Origin of the sequence: Daejeonella sp. JGW-45 (genome assembly GCF_029360805.1) — a bacterium.
In the GTDB taxonomy this organism is placed as follows: Bacteria; Bacteroidota; Bacteroidia; order Sphingobacteriales; family Sphingobacteriaceae; genus Daejeonella.
On sequence record NZ_JARKNC010000002.1, the window covers coordinates 368,131 to 383,890 of the forward strand.

General features: G+C 44.0%; 13 protein-coding genes. 8 read left to right on the forward strand and 5 right to left on the reverse strand.

Annotated elements, in window-relative coordinates; all coding sequences use genetic code 11:
• The first annotated feature begins 54 nt into the window (after nt 1–54).
• Together P2W76_RS04715 and ruvB are read left to right on the forward strand one after the other, a co-directional pair.
• Nucleotides 55–795 (forward strand): polyprenol monophosphomannose synthase, encoded by a 741-nt coding sequence (locus P2W76_RS04715; protein WP_276346381.1) that lies wholly within the window; start codon nt 55–57, stop codon nt 793–795.
• Between the two features lie 70 nt (nt 796–865).
• Nucleotides 866–1,888, forward strand: coding sequence for a Holliday junction branch migration DNA helicase RuvB (gene ruvB / locus P2W76_RS04720; protein WP_276346382.1), 1,023 nt, complete (start codon nt 866–868; stop codon nt 1,886–1,888).
• Nucleotides 1,889–2,017: 129 nt separating this feature from the next.
• On the opposite strand, the gene P2W76_RS04725 is transcribed toward ruvB, so the two are convergent.
• Nucleotides 2,018–3,370: an OmpA family protein gene (locus P2W76_RS04725; RefSeq protein ID WP_276346384.1), complete on the reverse strand. Its 1,353-nt coding sequence runs from the start codon at nt 3,368–3,370 to the stop codon at nt 2,018–2,020.
• A gap of 147 nt (nt 3,371–3,517) precedes the next feature.
• On the opposite strand from P2W76_RS04725, the gene queG reads away from it, so the two are divergent.
• The 5 genes from queG to P2W76_RS04750 all read left to right on the forward strand — a co-directional run bounded on the left by queG (nt 3,518) and on the right by P2W76_RS04750 (nt 10,424).
• Nucleotides 3,518–4,450 (forward strand): tRNA epoxyqueuosine(34) reductase QueG, encoded by a 933-nt coding sequence (queG, locus tag P2W76_RS04730; protein WP_276346385.1) that lies wholly within the window; start codon nt 3,518–3,520, stop codon nt 4,448–4,450.
• A 265-nt stretch (nt 4,451–4,715) separates the two neighbouring features.
• On the forward strand, nt 4,716–7,145 hold the full coding sequence (locus P2W76_RS04735) for a DUF2012 domain-containing protein (protein WP_276346386.1): 2,430 nt from the start codon (nt 4,716–4,718) through the stop codon (nt 7,143–7,145).
• 119 nt (nt 7,146–7,264) lie between these two features.
• Complete coding sequence (locus P2W76_RS04740; protein ID WP_276346387.1) at nt 7,265–8,797, forward strand: histidine kinase; 1,533 nt, start codon at nt 7,265–7,267, stop codon at nt 8,795–8,797.
• A gap of 104 nt (nt 8,798–8,901) precedes the next feature.
• A complete protein-coding gene (locus P2W76_RS04745) occupies nt 8,902–9,582 on the forward strand; it encodes a LytTR family DNA-binding domain-containing protein (protein WP_276346388.1) in 681 nt (226 codons plus the stop codon).
• Between the two features lie 5 nt (nt 9,583–9,587).
• Nucleotides 9,588–10,424, forward strand: a complete 837-nt coding sequence (locus tag P2W76_RS04750) for a hypothetical protein (protein ID WP_276346390.1) — start codon at nt 9,588–9,590, stop codon at nt 10,422–10,424.
• Between the two features lie 61 nt (nt 10,425–10,485).
• Here P2W76_RS04750 and P2W76_RS04755 read toward each other — a convergent pair whose 3' ends face one another.
• The 3 genes from P2W76_RS04755 to P2W76_RS04765 all read right to left on the reverse strand — a co-directional run bounded on the left by P2W76_RS04755 (nt 10,486) and on the right by P2W76_RS04765 (nt 12,223).
• Complete coding sequence (locus tag P2W76_RS04755) at nt 10,486–11,427, reverse strand: 3'-5' exonuclease (RefSeq protein WP_276346391.1); 942 nt, start codon at nt 11,425–11,427, stop codon at nt 10,486–10,488.
• Nucleotides 11,428–11,505: 78 nt separating this feature from the next.
• Complete coding sequence (locus tag P2W76_RS04760) at nt 11,506–11,628, reverse strand: hypothetical protein (RefSeq protein WP_276346392.1); 123 nt, start codon at nt 11,626–11,628, stop codon at nt 11,506–11,508.
• Between the two features lie 52 nt (nt 11,629–11,680).
• On the reverse strand, nt 11,681–12,223 hold the full coding sequence (locus tag P2W76_RS04765; protein WP_276346393.1) for an NlpC/P60 family protein: 543 nt from the start codon (nt 12,221–12,223) through the stop codon (nt 11,681–11,683).
• A gap of 269 nt (nt 12,224–12,492) precedes the next feature.
• Here P2W76_RS04765 and P2W76_RS04770 point away from each other — a divergent pair, with 269 nt between their 5' ends.
• Nucleotides 12,493–12,963, forward strand: a complete 471-nt coding sequence (locus P2W76_RS04770) for a YMGG-like glycine zipper-containing protein (RefSeq protein WP_276346394.1) — start codon at nt 12,493–12,495, stop codon at nt 12,961–12,963.
• A gap of 178 nt (nt 12,964–13,141) precedes the next feature.
• Here the strand turns inward: P2W76_RS04770 and mutS are convergent, their stop codons facing one another.
• Nucleotides 13,142–15,718, reverse strand: coding sequence for a DNA mismatch repair protein MutS (mutS, locus tag P2W76_RS04775; protein ID WP_276346560.1), 2,577 nt, complete (start codon nt 15,716–15,718; stop codon nt 13,142–13,144).
• Nucleotides 15,719–15,760 lie beyond the last annotated feature (42 nt).

The following is a 15,760-nucleotide window of genomic DNA, read 5'->3' on the forward strand; positions in this document are numbered from 1 at the left end:
ACTGATTAAAATATAACCCATAACTCCTATCTTCGCCTCTCAAAACCTTAATTCGTGACGTCAGACAGTATTGTCATCATTCCAACTTACAACGAGAAAGAAAACATCGAAAATATCATTCGGAAGGTTTTTTCTCTCACAGAGGTATTTCACATAGTTATTGTTGATGACGGCTCACCGGACGGGACAGCTGATATCGTGAAGCATTTACAAACTGAATACCAGGGTCTGCTTCATATTTTGGAAAGAAAGGGCAAGCTGGGTCTTGGCACCGCTTATATAGAGGGATTTAAATGGGTTCTGGAACGGGATTATGAGTACATCTTCGAAATGGATGCCGATTTCTCACACAACCCTGAAGATCTCCCGCGGCTGAGGATGGCGTGTGTAAACGGGGCTGACCTCGCGATCGGATCACGTTACATTAAAGGCGTAAATGTAGTAAACTGGCCTATGAGCCGGGTACTCATGTCATATTTCGCCTCCGTTTATGTCCGGATCATAACGGGCATAAATATTCAGGATGCAACAGCGGGCTTTAAATGTTACCGGCGGACAGTCCTCGAGACAATCCCGCTGGACAGGATCAAGTTTATCGGGTATGCCTTCCAGATCGAGATGAAATTTACTGCGATTAAGTATGGCTTTAACGTGGTGGAAGTACCCATAATATTCACTGACAGAACTGAGGGAACATCTAAAATGAGTACCAAGATCTTTAAGGAAGCATTCTGGGGTGTTATCCAGATCAAACTGACGAGCTTATTCAGGGATTATTCAAGGCTTCGCCGCTAGCGCATGCTTTAAAATCCAAGACTGAAACTTTATCTTTACCTACCTTTAGCCAGGCTAAAAAATGCCACCTATGAACGAAAACCTTGATCCTGGAGATGAGAATCTTTCCCCGATAGAAAGGGAGATAGAGAAAGTATTACGCCCGCAGGCTTTCGAGGATTTTACCGGACAGCATAAAATACTTGAGAATCTTAAAATATTTGTTCAGGCTGCAAAACTGAGGGGTGAAGCATTAGACCATGTTCTCCTTCATGGCCCGCCCGGACTAGGGAAAACTACTTTATCCCATATCATTGCTAATGAAATGGGAGTTAACATAAGGATCACCTCCGGCCCTGTACTCGACAAGCCTGGAGATCTCGCCGGCCTGCTGACCAATCTGGAGGAAGGCGATATTCTTTTTATTGATGAGATACACAGGCTGAGCCCCCTCGTCGAGGAATACCTTTACTCTGCAATGGAGGACTTCAAGATCGATATCATGCTTGAAACAGGTCCCAATGCCCGTTCTGTTCAGATATCCTTGAACCCTTTTACACTTGTCGGGGCTACTACACGTTCCGGTTTGCTGACGGCTCCCCTTAGAGCCCGCTTCGGCATAAACAGCCGTTTGCAATATTATGATGCCAAGCTGCTGACTACCATCGTCCTCCGTTCGGCACAGATCCTAAAAACTTCTATCTCTGATGAAGGCGCCTATGAGATTGCAAGACGGAGTCGCGGCACACCGAGAATAGCGAATGCACTGTTGCGAAGAACGAGGGATTTTGCCCAGATAAAAGGAAACGGAAGTATCGATACCGAGATAGCAAAGTATGCCCTCAACGCGTTGAACGTGGATGAGCACGGCCTGGATGAAATGGATAATAAGATCCTTGCCACGATAATTGACAAATTTAAAGGCGGTCCGGTGGGTTTAAAAACGATCGCTACAGCCGTAGGCGAGGAAGAAGGGACTATTGAAGAAGTTTACGAACCTTTTCTAATCCAGGAAGGCTACATCATGCGGACGTCAAGAGGCCGCGAATGTACGGAGATCGCGTATAAGCACCTGGGACGAATGAAGTCCGGAGGAAATCCGTCCTTGTTTTAAATGGCCTGTAAAGAGTAATCGGTAATCAGTAGCCAGTAAACATGTTACTATTGACCGCCGATTACCGATTACCGATTACTGATCACTGATCACTGATCACCGATTACTGATCACCAACCTCTGAGCGGATTAATACAATGTAAACTCAACCCTTCTGTTATTCTGACGTCCCGCAGCAGTTTTATTGCTGGAGATCGGCTGAGACTCACCATATCCGGTTGCTTCTATCCGTGAAGGATTCGCTCCCTGGCTAACCAGGTAGGACTTAACTGATTCAGCCCGGTCTTTAGATAACTTGAGATTAGCAGCATTACTTCCTACATTGTCAGTATGACCGGCTAACTTGAGGCTGAAGTCTTTTGATTTCAAAAGATCCGCAACCCTGTTTAAGCTAGGATAAGAAGAAGGACGAATGGTAGACTTGGCGAAGTCGAACTCGAGGTTCTTAATTGCTTCTGCTACAATTCTTCTATCTTCCTCAGTTACGACAACTTTAACCGGATTAACGGTTGTAACCTTAATCTCGCAACCGGCGCCATCAACTTGTTTTCCAGCTGGGGTATTAGGGCATTTATCAAAATAATCTGACACGCCATCGCCATCGGAATCGGTCTTGAAACGAGCCCAGTCTGTAGTTACCTGTGCTAACTGTTGTGCATTTTTAGCGCGCTCAGCAGCAAGGTCAGACTGCAATGCAGCATTCCGTGCTATATAATCAGCCTCCATGGCTGCCACAGGATTATAGGTTGATAGCTGAGGTTTCGTTTTACCGCCCAGGGCAAATTCAAGCCCGATGTGAGTATACGAGAACTTGTCGTTCTGAGGTCCTGAATGGTAACCGTCAAGGTTATCGCCATCAACAAAATTCATCTGATAACCCAGGTCCAGCATTATGTTGTTAGACAGGCCGAATTTAAGTCCGGCTCCTACCGGGATAAATGATTCGTTGATGGTTTCGGGATTGAAGCGAGTAGTTCCCGCACTGCTTGTCAGGTCGACATCGTATCCCATTAAGCCGTAACCCGCGGTTACGTACGGCTGGATCACATTGGTTCTGTTCATCCAGTAGATGTTTGCCAGGCTCAGATAAGCATTAATACTTCCCGAATATTTCACACTGGTTTCGTGCGAAGAATAAGGGCTGGCCGGGGCTGAACCATTCCCAAGTTCCCTGGAATTGTCTGCTTTTAATTTACCTCCAAGGAAATTAGCCTGGATACCAAAGGCCGGCCATATTTGCTTCTTGATATAAGCACCGTAACCAATATCAGCTTTCCAGCTTGTAAAGTCGTTCTTGCCGTAAATAAGTGTTGGGGCAAGTACTCCCGCGTTCACACCAAATGACCACGTACTGAAAGAGGTTGAGGGTGAAAATACCGGTGGAACCGGTAATGCCGTTGCCACGGAATCCTGAGCGAAGGTTTCTGAAGATACAATCAGCCCCAGAGCTAGTGCTGAAAGTTTTAGAAATTTTGAGTTCATAGTCTTAGTGTTTGTTTGCCCTGTATAACAAAAGCTATACCAGAAGCAAAATTCAGAGGCTTTCTAAAAATAAACTTAACCATACGTTAAGTATTTAACTGTTAATCAGTAGGATGCTCCATCGCATAATTTTATCTTTGTGAAGTCATGATCAGTAAAAAAAACTACACCAATTTTATAAAGGAAGAAGCCCGGAAGCTCGGGTTTCAGTCTATTGGTGTTTCTAAAGCCGGTTTCCTGGAAGAACAGGCACCTTTGCTTGAAAACTGGTTAAAGGCAGGCTCTCATGGCAAGATGGCTTATATGGAAAACCACTTCGATAAGCGGCTTGACCCGACGAAGCTGGTTGAGGGGGCCCGTTCAGTAATTTCCTTGTCCCTGAACTATTATACAGACGAAATTCAATCCGATCCTCAAGCTCCAAAAATAAGCCGTTATGCGTATGGCGAGGACTACCATACCGTTATTAAGGATAAGCTGAGGATGCTTATTGAAAGCATACGGGAAAATATCGGTGAAGTGAACGGCCGGGCCTTCGTTGATTCAGCGCCAGTCCTGGACAAGGCCTGGGCCAAAAAAGCCGGTTTGGGCTGGATCGGTAAAAATGCTAACCTCATAAATAAGAAGGCAGGATCTTTCTTTTTTCTTGCCGAACTTATCACGGATCTTGAACTGGATTATGATGTTGCCCCAACAGAAGACCATTGTGGTACCTGTACACGATGTATCGATGCTTGTCCTACCGAAGCTATCGTTGCGCCATACGTGGTTGATGGCAGCAAATGCATTTCCTATCTTACTATTGAATTAAAGGATGAGCTGCCTTCCCAATTCAAAGGAAAGATGGATAACTGGATGTTCGGCTGTGACGTATGCCAGGACGTGTGTCCCTGGAATAAATTTTCGGTCTTACATCAGGAGCCAGCTTTTAAGCCAGCCCCCGACCTGTTGGGATTCACTTCCTCAGAATGGCAGGAAATCACTCAGGATACCTTCAGCCGCGTATTTAGCAAATCAGCCGTAAAAAGGACGAAGTTTCAGGGCTTGAAGAGAAATATTGAATTCCTTAAAGGACTGTAAGTTGTAAGTTATACGTTGTACGTTATACGTGCTTACGTACCTATCGGCAGTCTACATTAGTCTATGCATTTCACTTTCACCTTTCCCCTGTCAACTCTTTTGTCGCTTACAACGTATCACGTACAACGTATAACGTAACTCCCCTTTCGTCACATTTTTCCCCCCACCCGTCACATTTATTGGCAGCCCGTTAAAAGACAGGGTAATATTGTTCCATAATTCAAACGAAAATATACCGGGGGCTAACTCCCTAATCTAAAGAACAATGAAACAATATTTACTCCTGCTGCTCATCTTCGTAAGTACCAGTGTATTTGCGCAACAAGGCACTGAAACCGTCTACGAAGTAAAAGGCATTGCAGCCGACTCGGCATCTCAGAAAATTCTGGACTACGCTACCATAGGTTTAAAAACTGATAAAAATGCTCCGGTTAAGTCATCCCTGACAAAGGCGGATGGCTCATTCCTTCTGGCCGGCATTAAGCCGGGGAAATACCTGTTGTCGGTTATTTCTGTCGGATATCAGACAAAAACAATCGCCGTAGATCTCACAGACGGTCTAAAATCAAGAGATATGGGAACTATATTTATTTCAGCTAAAACTAACCAGCTTAAAGAGGTAGTGGTAATGGCTGATAAACCCATAATTAAACAGGAAGTCGACAGGATATCATACGACCTCCAGGCTGATCCGGAAAGCAAGACCAATAACGTCCTCGAGATGATGAGAAAAGTGCCTTTGCTATCAGTCGATGCTGAGGATAATATCCTTCTAAAGGGTGATGCAAATTATAAGATACTGATCAACGGCAAACCATCCAGTATGATGGAGCGAAACGCCAAAGACATATTGAAGAGTATGCCCGCATCCAGTATTCAGAATATTGAAGTAATTACTACCCCTCCTTCGAAATATGATGCAGAAGGAATTGCAGGGCTGATTAACATCATCACGAACAAGAAAGTCGATAATGGGTATAATGCGTCTGTAAATGTGAGTCACCGTTTCCCGGCCGGCGGACCGGGTGTTGGGGGCAACTTTACATTAAAACAAGGCAAGTTTGGGATATCTGCATTTGGCGGCGCTAATTCAGCGGAAACGCCTTTAACGCAAAATGGGATAGTTAGAACAACAACCGGTACGAACGCGAGTAACCTTTCTCAGGTTCTGACCCGCGAATCTGAGAACAGAAATGGATATATGGGCACTGAGCTAAGCTATGAAATAGACAGTCTAAACCTGATCTCGGGGCAATTTAATATTAACGGAAACCGTAATGAAAGCCTTAGCAATCAATTTTCGCAGCTGGATAACCCGGCAGAGATCCTTCAGCGATATAATCTTCTGGGCCATAACGAAAACAAAGGCAGCGGCATGGATGCCTCATTTAACTATCAGCTGGGTTTCAGGAAAAACAAGGCCCGGCTGCTAACATTCTCATACCGTTTTTACGATTACACCAATGGGCAAAATAACCTTCTGCGTAGCTCAGACCAGTTTAATTACGATATACCGGATTACAATCAGATCAATGAGGGCAGCTCGGCGGAACAAACGATCCAGGTGGACTATGTTCATCCCGTAAAGAAACTTACCATTGAAGCCGGACTGAAAGGGATCCGCCGTAAAAATGAGAGCGATTTTCAATACATGTCGTTTAATCCCGCTAACGAACAGTTCGAGACCGATCCCGGGCGAAGTAACGTATTCGACAATATTCAGGAAGTGCTTGGTGCCTATAACACATACCAGTTAAATACAAAAAACTGGGGCTTTAAAGGAGGCTTCCGCCTCGAACAGACAATTATTGATGCTGATTTCACATCATCTAACTCACAGGTCAGGCAGGAGTATCTGAACCTGATACCTTCAGTAAGCATCAACAGGAAGTTTAAGAACATGAGCAATATTAACCTGGGCTTTTCACAAAGGATCCAGCGTCCCGGCATTCATCAATTAAACCCTTTTGTCGACAGGTCAAATCCGAATTTTGAGTCGAGCGGAAATCCAAACCTCCATCCCACTGTCGGAAGTAACCTTTCCATCGGCTACAGCAAATCGAAGAAAGGTTCGTTTAACTATGTACTTGGTTATGGGCTGTTTAAAGACCTGATCATGCCGGTTTCAGTATTTGACCCTGTTTCTTACCTTACAAAAAACACCTATGATAACACAGGACGTGCCCGGCTGTTCTCACTTAACGTCAATATTAACTACCCGGTCACTAAAAAGATGAATGTGAGTTTCAATGGTGGCCTGGCGCACGGAAGAGTTCATGCCCTGGTAAACAATATTATTGTAAGAAATCAGGGCTTTATGTATAACTTCTCGTCTTCTGCAAACTATCGTTTTGAAAAAGGATGGCGTGCGAGCACCAACATTTACATGAATGGTCCGAATCTTTCAGTACAGGGGTCATCCAATTCTTACTTTAGCAGTTCATTTAGTATAAATAAAGATATCATAAAAGACAAGCTTTCATTTTCTGTTGCGACCAATAACCCTTTTAGCAAATACCGGACGAACATCAGGGAATCTTTCGGTCCCGACTTTTTTCAAACCAGTAATAACCGCGCATTTTACAGGGGCTTCAATACGAACCTAAGCTACAAGTTTGGTAAATTGAAATCGACCATTAAGAAGAATTCAAGAGGCATCAGGAATGATGATGTTTCGAACAGTGGACAGAATTGAGCTTTGGGCTTGGGCTGTGAGCTATGGGTTATGGGTTATGGATTTCACAAAATCTGACTGCTCATAGCCAAATGCCAAAGCAAAAAACCATAACCACATTATACTTAACATATAAATCAATGAAAAATTTAATCAAGAATCCCTCAGATATAAACCGGATAGAATACTGGGCTGCTACCGCTATGTTCGTGTTTTCGATATTCTTCCTGGTGTCTGGTTCTGTAAATGTTCAGGAATGGCGACTGAGAGACCTCGAGACCAGGTTTAACGACGCACACCAGGAATATTCTTATTTCAACAACTATTTCCTGCCTTCCCTGGTACGGTATATCACCTTTTACGGAAGCTATCTTCTGCTGGCATTTTTCATCGTACCGCCATTAAGCCAAAAGAAGAATATTACCCTGAATATCATCTTTACTGTGGTGATCTTTTATTTGATCAGCGTGGTTCTTGCGGTAACTGATACCTGGCTTCAGGGGCATCTTTTCAGCTCATACACTGAAGCTGAATTATACGCTAAACTCTTCCAGGAGAGCACAGTCTTTTCATTCTGGTTACTTATGATGTTTGCCTTGTATAACATCATAAAATATCTTGCTGTATACCTTCTTGAAAATTCAGAACTCATACAGGCAAAATACCGGGTGATTACAAGAGATGGGATCTACGCTTTCATCATCTGGATGATAGCCCTGTTCCTGATGTTGATCAGCCAGGAAGATTCTGATGTTGTTTTGGCATGCGCTGCTTGTCCGCTGGCCGCGATATTTGTATACTGCTATGCGATGTATGCTATATTACCTAATATAAGGGGCGCAGCAAAACCGTTCAGGGCCTATATGAAAGCATTTTTCTGGATTGCCCTGCTAAGCTCCATCCCCATCCTTGCAATCCTGCTCATTCTTATTTCTGAACCGCACAAAGAGGTCGCTGTTATTACATCACTGTTCAACATCATGTTCCAGCTGTTGTTTACTGCCCCACTGGCCTGGTATGTATATAAACACAGGATCTCTGTCGACTACGAGATAAAAGGGCTTCAAACTGCTTTGGGCAGATCCACCGCAGATCTTAACTTCCTGCGCTCGCAAATTAACCCGCATTTCCTCTTTAATGTCTTAAACACCTTGTATGGTACAGCTCTTCAGGAAAATGCAGAGCGGACTTCAGAAGGCATTCAAAAACTGGGCGACATGATGAGATTTATGCTGCGCGAGAACCTGCAGGAAAAGATCTCACTCACAAGAGAGATTGAATATCTTAATAATTACATCGGCCTGCAATCCCTGCGCACCCAGTCGTCGCCGGATATTCAGATCTATACGGAGATCGAAGATCATACCGGGACACTGCAAATTGCTCCGATGCTATTGATCCCTTTTATCGAAAATGCATTTAAACATGGCATTAGCCTCAAAGAACGTTCACATATCAGAGTAGTTCTGATGACCAAAGACAACACTCTTTATTTCGACATCTCCAATAGCATGCACCCTAAGCCATCCAATGACCCCGAAAAGGATAATAACGGAATAGGTTTATCAAATGTGAGACAAAGACTAAAGCTGATGTATGCAAACCGCCATGAGCTTTCCATTCGCGAGAGCGGAAAAGAATTCTTTGTGCACCTTACTATTCAGCTTGACTAAGATGAAAAAGGTATTACTTGTATTGCTGATCTGCGTTGGAATAAACTTCGGCGAAAGGCTTATAGATGCTGGTAATTCGATCCTGAAAACACTATTTTTATATAATGAATGCGATTGCACTTGATGATGAACCGTTAGCACTTGAAGTGGTACGCAGTCATGCATCCAAAGTTCCATTCCTGAATTTGAAAGCTGACTTCACGGATGCCTTCCAGGCCATGGAATACCTGCAAAAAGAAAACATAGACTTGATATTTCTGGATATTAAGATGCCGGATATCTCTGGAATAGATTTTCTGACAAGTCTGAACAAAAAGCCTATGGTGATTTTCACTACGGCATATACAGAACACGCCGTGACCAGTTTTGAGCTGGACGCAATTGATTATCTATTAAAGCCCTTCTCTCTGAGCCGGTTTATTAAAGGCTGTAACAAAGCTTACGAACTTTACCAGTTAAGGAACAAAAGCGGTAGTGCCGACTATGTTTTTTTAAAAACCGGCTATGAGCAGGAAAAGGTAAACTTTGCAGATATACTGTACCTCGAAGCAGCGGGTAATTACGTGAATTTTGTTTTGAAAGACAGAAGCCTGTTATCGCGAATGACATTTGCCGAACTGGAGGCAATTTTACCGCGAAATAAATTTATCAGGACCCACAGGTCGTATATCGTCGCCATCAGCAACGTAGATAAAATAGAACGGCACCAGGTTCATATTGACGGCAAACCGATTCCGGTAAGTGAGTCTTACATGCAGAACCTCACAGGCCTGGATAAAAGATAAGTTTCATGAAATATCTTATGCTAATTCTGCTGGCGTTCGGCTCCATTTATTCCTCTGGTCAGGAGTTAAAACTAAAGAAACGTGCTCCGGGGGCATTAAGCGGATCGGAATTCTCAAAAAGCCTGCGTGATACAGCTATTACGTTGGAGGATCGTGAAAAGATCATTTTTGAACAGGTGCGATCAGGCAACATTCCCGATTTCTACAGGAAACTCGTTGAAATAAAAGACACGGTAGCATTAGATGGCGCTATACATACCATTCGTTATTATGTCACCCCTGATTTTATCGCAATAGGATCAAATGACGATTATTTCTACTGTCCGATGAAACCTCAGCTGGCTCAGAAAGTGGCCAGCCTCTTAAAATGCAGCCTTCCCACTGGGAAAATATCAGACAAGATCTACCAGAATGCAGTTGTAAAAATGGTCCCCGAACCTATTCCTCCGTCTCCCCAAATGGTCACCATTCCGGTATTTGAAAAACATAATTCACTTGTAAACACCCAGCGGAAATTATCACTTGCACGGCATCCCATGGGAAGCCTTGTTGCCGGAAATAAAAAAGATGTGGTCATCTCAAATAAGATCTATAACGAGAAAGGTGCCCTGAGAGTGGTGATCTACGGCTGGCATAAACCTGATGGAAAAGCCATCCAACCTTTATATAATGGACACAGTACGATCCATGTCGATTACAGCCACGGCATCCGCATGGTGCAGAATAAGGTTTGGGTAGATGGGAAAAAGACTTCACTTCAGAAAGTTCTGGCCTCTGAAACCCTAAGTAGTCTTTTAAGTGATGAAGGAGTGATTAAATTCCCGGTATACCCTACGGAATAAAGCCACCCACAGTGGCGGAAAATCGCACATATATTGCTAACCGGGTATTTTCAACAAAGCGCTATTTCCCAAACTTCATCTTCAACTGCTGCAACATATCAGTATCTATGGGCCTAGCTTCTTCCACGACTTTAGGTTGGACTGGAGCAGCTTGTACTGGGTTTGGTGTATTTTGCTTTTCAGATCTCAGCGCTTCCTTCTTGGCGTTCCATCTTTTCCAGATCTTCTCCAGGCAGCGCTTTGTATAGAGTGGAAAATCTCCGTTCTGCATCCAGTTATAATAGCTCGGTTCGGCCTGAAAAACGTCCTCCACCGACCTTCCCTTGTGCTTGCCAAAATTTATCACCTCTACACCTTCGTCATTGTACACCATCCTCCCGGCGAAATCCACCGGTTTATTCAGGTTTGTGAATTTATGAAGGGCTTCTATGTCATTTTGAACCGGCTTTGAGATAACACCTTTTTTATCTTCCCAGTCCTGATTTTCATATTTACCTATCTGGGCCAGTAGAACTTCATAAGTTGCCTTAATATCTGCTTCCGCTGAATGCGCATTCTCTATTACTTTACCGCAATAAAATTGATAGGCAGCGCGGAGCGTACGTTGCTCCATCTGATGGAAAATATTCTGAACGTCAACAAAATGACGATTGTCTATCTCAAAATCAATCCCGGCACGCAGAAATTCTTCCATCAGTACTGGAATATCAAACTTATTTGAATTGTATCCGGCAAGGTCGCAATCATCCAGAAACCTCGCAAGCTCCTCTCCTGCCTGCCTAAATGTAGGAGCATGGCGAACATCCTCGTCGTATATACCGTGAATTAACGAAGACTCGAGCGGAATCGGAATACCAGGGTTGATCCTCATCGTTTTGATATCCTCAGTCCCGTCGGGCATAGCCTTCAGAATAGATATTTCTACGATCCTGTCGGAGGCAACATTGACTCCTGTAGTCTCAAGATCGAAGAATGCCAGGGGGCGTTTCAGGTTTAGCTTCATAGTATATAGTGAAAAACAAACATCGCAAAATCATTTTTATAATAGAGAGATAATGCGAATATTTATTAGAAAGGTATATTAGCCCCAAATGATGATACCGAGGGTAATACCGACTATCATAATAAGATATAACAGGATCTCGGTCGTTGCGAAGTGCTTGTACCTGGTCCAGAAAGAGTAATCGCCCTTAGGCTGCTCCATAGAAGTAGACAATTAATTTAACAAAAATAAGGATTAAAACAACATAAACCTATTATTTGATAGTTCCCGCCCTTGAAAAGTATTTATAATACCAGGGATCTTTCAGGTCACTAATAATGACACCCTTGGAGGTTGACGCGTGGACAAATTTATTGTTGTGCAGGTAAACGCCCACATGGCTGAACTTCTGCCCGGCAAAATCAAAGAACACCAGGTCGCCCTCTTTCAAATCTTCTTCGTATTTCCTTTTAACAGATTCAGCCATGGACTTCGCGGTTCTGGGAACTGTACGGTCGTAGATCTCCTTTTCCAGTATAGTAGTAAAGCCCGAGCAGTCTACTCCTTTCCTATCCATTCCGCCTGCCCGGTGGGGAACTCCTATCCAACTGTCTATAAAACGATACAGTTTTTCGTTGGTAAGGTCTTTCTCTTTTACGTTTAATAAGGATGCATACCTGTCCTTCAGTGAACCCGATGTCACAGGTTTTGACTTTGATGCATCGGTCAATATTTTTTTGCTCGAACAGGAAGTGTACAATAATGGGGCTATAGCTAACAGAACGCAAAAGATATTATTCTTCAGTTTACAAGTCATGAAGCAAAGTTCAATCTAAACGGACCTGAATAAAACCAAAGATTATGAACATAATGTGAATAAGTAAGCCGGGACGCAGGAAACGAGAGGCGAGAAACGGCTCAAGATGCAATTCAGAAACGGGCATATCCCAGATATTCCAAATCGTTCATGGATGTAGTAAGATGAACGTTTCCATTTGCCAAAAGATATATGGCTAATATTCTTTGGCATCATTTTTCGTTAAGCTATAGTGCAATCGCATATTGTCGCTTGCTTATTAAAAAACTATGAAACGTATTTTATTAGGATTTGCATTTGCTGCAATAGTTGCAGGATGCAACAACAAAGCAGATGAAATAGCCGAAGCTCAGGCAGTTCGTGATTCAATCAGGATCGCTCAGGAGAAAGCAAAGTTAGATAGCTTTGAAAGAGCTGAAGCAGCCGAAAAAGCAGCAGCAGTAGCGGTCGCTAAAGAACGAGCCAGAACATCATCCAGCCGTTCATCCGGTTCATCTAACCGGGCTGCCTACATTTCGGATAATGGCTCGGTAGTTTATACTACTCCGCAGGAAGCACAAAAACGAGGCTGGAGTTCAGCTGCTAAGGGTGCGGTAATTGGCGGTGTTGCCGGTGCGGCAACGGGAATCCTTGTTGACAAGAAAGATGGCCGTGGTGCGGTGATTGGTGGCGTACTTGGCGCAGGTACCGGATACGTTATTGGACGTAGCAAGGACAAAAAGACCGGAAGAGCACAATAATTTTGTGTTTAATTAATAAATAAATATTAGCCTCAGCTTAACGGTTGGGGCTTTTTTGGGGGCTTTTGATTCAGTAACCAAAAATCAAAACCAAATTTTGTCTTAGCCAGGAATTACCTGGTTTAACACGCCCTTGTCCTGATTCTTGATTCCTGATTCTTGTGTTCCCGATTCATTTTCACGCCTTAATAACCCGCTGTATTTCGTCCAGTTTCATCAACGCCTCTACCGGGGTAAGAGTATTAACTTCCAGATTATTCAGCATATCCCGGATCTTCACCAGAACCGGATCGTCTATTGAAAACATCTGCAGTTGATAGGCTTGCTTCTGAACTTTCTTCATGCTTTCCTTAATATCTTCACCGCCGGTTCGCTCCTGTTCCAGGCGTTTCAGGATCTCATGAGCCCTTCCCACCAGCTTAGCAGGCATCCCGGCCATTTTAGCTACGTGTATACCGAAGCTATGTTCGCTGCCGCCGGGTACCAGCTTACGCAGGAAGATCACTTTGTTTCCAACTTCTTTTACAGACACATTAAAATTCTTGATCCGGCTGAAGGAATTCGTTAATTCATTTAGCTCATGGTAATGCGTGGCGAAGAGCGTTTTTGCTTTGGCTGCCGGATGATTATGAAGGTACTCGGCAATGGACCATGCGATGGATATGCCGTCGTAGGTGCTTGTTCCGCGTCCTATTTCATCCATCAGGATCAGGCTGCGCTCAGAAAGATTGTTTAGAATGCTGGCTGTTTCATTCATTTCTACCATGAACGTAGATTCGCCCGAGGTCAGGTTATCCGAGGCGCCCACCCGGGTAAATATTTTATCCACAATACCCACACTTGCTTCCTTGGCAGGAACAAAACAACCCATTTGCGCCATCAGAACGATCAAGCCGGTCTGCCGTAACAAAGCCGATTTACCGGACATATTAGGTCCGGTAATAATGATTATCTGCTGGCTTTCACTATCGAGAAAGACATCATTGGTTATATACTCCTCGCCCACGGGTAAGTTTTTCTCGATCACCGGGTGTCGTCCTCCCTTGATGTCAATCACCTTACTTTCGTTTATCTCCGGCTTTACATAATAATTTTTGATCGCCAGGCATGCGAAATTAAGCAGGACATCGAGCTGGGCTACGAGCTGAGCGTTTAACTGAATAGGCTTAATGTACTCAGACAGGGCGAAGGTTAATTCACCGTATAGTCGCGTTTCCAGTACCTGAATTTTTTCTTCAGCAACCAGGATCTGCTCCTCGTACTCTTTCAGTTCAGGCGTAATATAACGTTCGGCGTTGACAAGAGTCTGTTTTCTGAGCCACTCTGCCGGAACTTTGTCTTTATGAGTATGGGTAACCTCAAGGTAATAGCCGAATACATTGTTAAACGCAACCTTCAATGATGGAATTCCAGTAGTTTCGGCTTCGCGCTTCTGGATTTCCAGGAGGTACCCCTTTCCTCCGAAGGCGATCTTTCTGAGGCGATCGAGCTCCTCGTCCACCCCGTCGGCGATCACACTGCCTTTGGCGAGCATAACCGGCGGGTCCGGATTCAGTTCCTTTTCGATCCTGTCGCGGATAAGAGTGCAATTATCTAACTGCCCTGCGATAGTTTTTAAGGCGTAATTATCGCAGACCTCGCAAAGAGTCTTTAAGTTGGCTATTGCATAAAGCGCACGCTTAAGCTGTAAAACTTCCCTTGGATTGGCTTTCAGAAGGCCTATTTTAGAGATCAGCCTTTCAAGATCTCCTATCTGCTTTAATTCGTGCAGAAGTTTTTCCCTTAAATCTTCGTTGCCGACAAAGTACTCTACCACGTCCAGTCTTTCCTGAACAGGCTTTAATTCCTTTAACGGCATGATGATCCACCGGCGCAGTAATCGGGCACCCATGGGAGAACAGGTTTTATCAAGCACATCTACCAGGCCTACTGCATTCTCATTAGATGAACCGATCAGCTCCAGATTGCGGATCGTAAAACGATCCAGCCACATGTACCGGTCTTCCTCTATCCTCGCCACAGAGGAAATATGCTGCAGATTGCGATGTTCAGTCTCATTCAGATAGTGAAGAGCTACCCCTGCAGCGGTAATTGCCAACGGGAACTTCTCGATACCAAAGCCCTTAAGCGATTTTACGTCGAAATGTTTAAGCAGGAAGTCTGGCGCATAATCACCGCTATAAGCCCAGTCATCCAGGTGGTAAGTGTAAAAACGGTCGCCGAATGTCTCAATAAAATCCCTTTGACGGCTCTTCTGGAAAATCACTTCACTGGGCTTGAAGCTCTGCAACAATTTATCAATATAGGCGGCATTGCCCTGGGCGACAAGAAATTCGCCTGTGGAAATATCAATAAAAGCAATCCCGAACGAATTCTTCTCGAAATATAACGAAGCCAGGTAATTATTGGTGTTCTGCTGGATGATATTATCGCTGTAAGAAACACCGGGCGTGATTAATTCCGTTACGCCACGTTTGACTATCGTCTTGGTTGTTTTAGGATCTTCGAGCTGGTCGCAAATCGCTACCCTTTGCCCCGCCCTTACCAGTTTTGGAAGATAAGTTTCCAGGGAATGATGTGGGAAACCGGCAAGCTCAGTATGAGTACCCGAACCGTTGCCTCGTTTAGTTAATACAATCCCAAGTATTCCGGAGGCTTTGACAGCATCCTGGCCGAATGTCTCATAGAAATCCCCTACACGAAATAACAGTAATGCGCCAGGATATTTAGCCTTGATCGCATTGTACTGAAGCATTAATGGCGTTTCTTTCTGTTCGTTCTTCTTTGACAAGGCTGT

What these genes read in the sequence shown, in the direction of transcription:
- P2W76_RS04745 (WP_276346388.1), top strand. Translation starts at nt 8,902, where the DNA reads ATGAATGCGATTGCACTTGATGATGAACCGTTAGCACTTGAAGTGGTA.
- P2W76_RS04770 (WP_276346394.1), top strand. Translation starts at nt 12,493, where the DNA reads ATGAAACGTATTTTATTAGGATTTGCATTTGCTGCAATAGTTGCAGGA.
- P2W76_RS04760 (WP_276346392.1), bottom strand. Translation starts at nt 11,628, where the DNA reads ATGGAGCAGCCTAAGGGCGATTACTCTTTCTGGACCAGGTACAAGCAC.
- mutS (WP_276346560.1), bottom strand. Translation starts at nt 15,718, where the DNA reads ATGCTTCAGTACAATGCGATCAAGGCTAAATATCCTGGCGCATTACTG.
- P2W76_RS04765 (WP_276346393.1), bottom strand. Translation starts at nt 12,223, where the DNA reads ATGACTTGTAAACTGAAGAATAATATCTTTTGCGTTCTGTTAGCTATA.
- P2W76_RS04725 (WP_276346384.1), bottom strand. Translation starts at nt 3,370, where the DNA reads ATGAACTCAAAATTTCTAAAACTTTCAGCACTAGCTCTGGGGCTGATT.
- P2W76_RS04740 (WP_276346387.1), top strand. Translation starts at nt 7,265, where the DNA reads ATGAAAAATTTAATCAAGAATCCCTCAGATATAAACCGGATAGAATAC.
- ruvB (WP_276346382.1), top strand. Translation starts at nt 866, where the DNA reads ATGAACGAAAACCTTGATCCTGGAGATGAGAATCTTTCCCCGATAGAA.
- P2W76_RS04735 (WP_276346386.1), top strand. Translation starts at nt 4,716, where the DNA reads ATGAAACAATATTTACTCCTGCTGCTCATCTTCGTAAGTACCAGTGTA.
- P2W76_RS04755 (WP_276346391.1), bottom strand. Translation starts at nt 11,427, where the DNA reads ATGAAGCTAAACCTGAAACGCCCCCTGGCATTCTTCGATCTTGAGACT.
- P2W76_RS04750 (WP_276346390.1), top strand. Translation starts at nt 9,588, where the DNA reads ATGAAATATCTTATGCTAATTCTGCTGGCGTTCGGCTCCATTTATTCC.
- queG (WP_276346385.1), top strand. Translation starts at nt 3,518, where the DNA reads ATGATCAGTAAAAAAAACTACACCAATTTTATAAAGGAAGAAGCCCGG.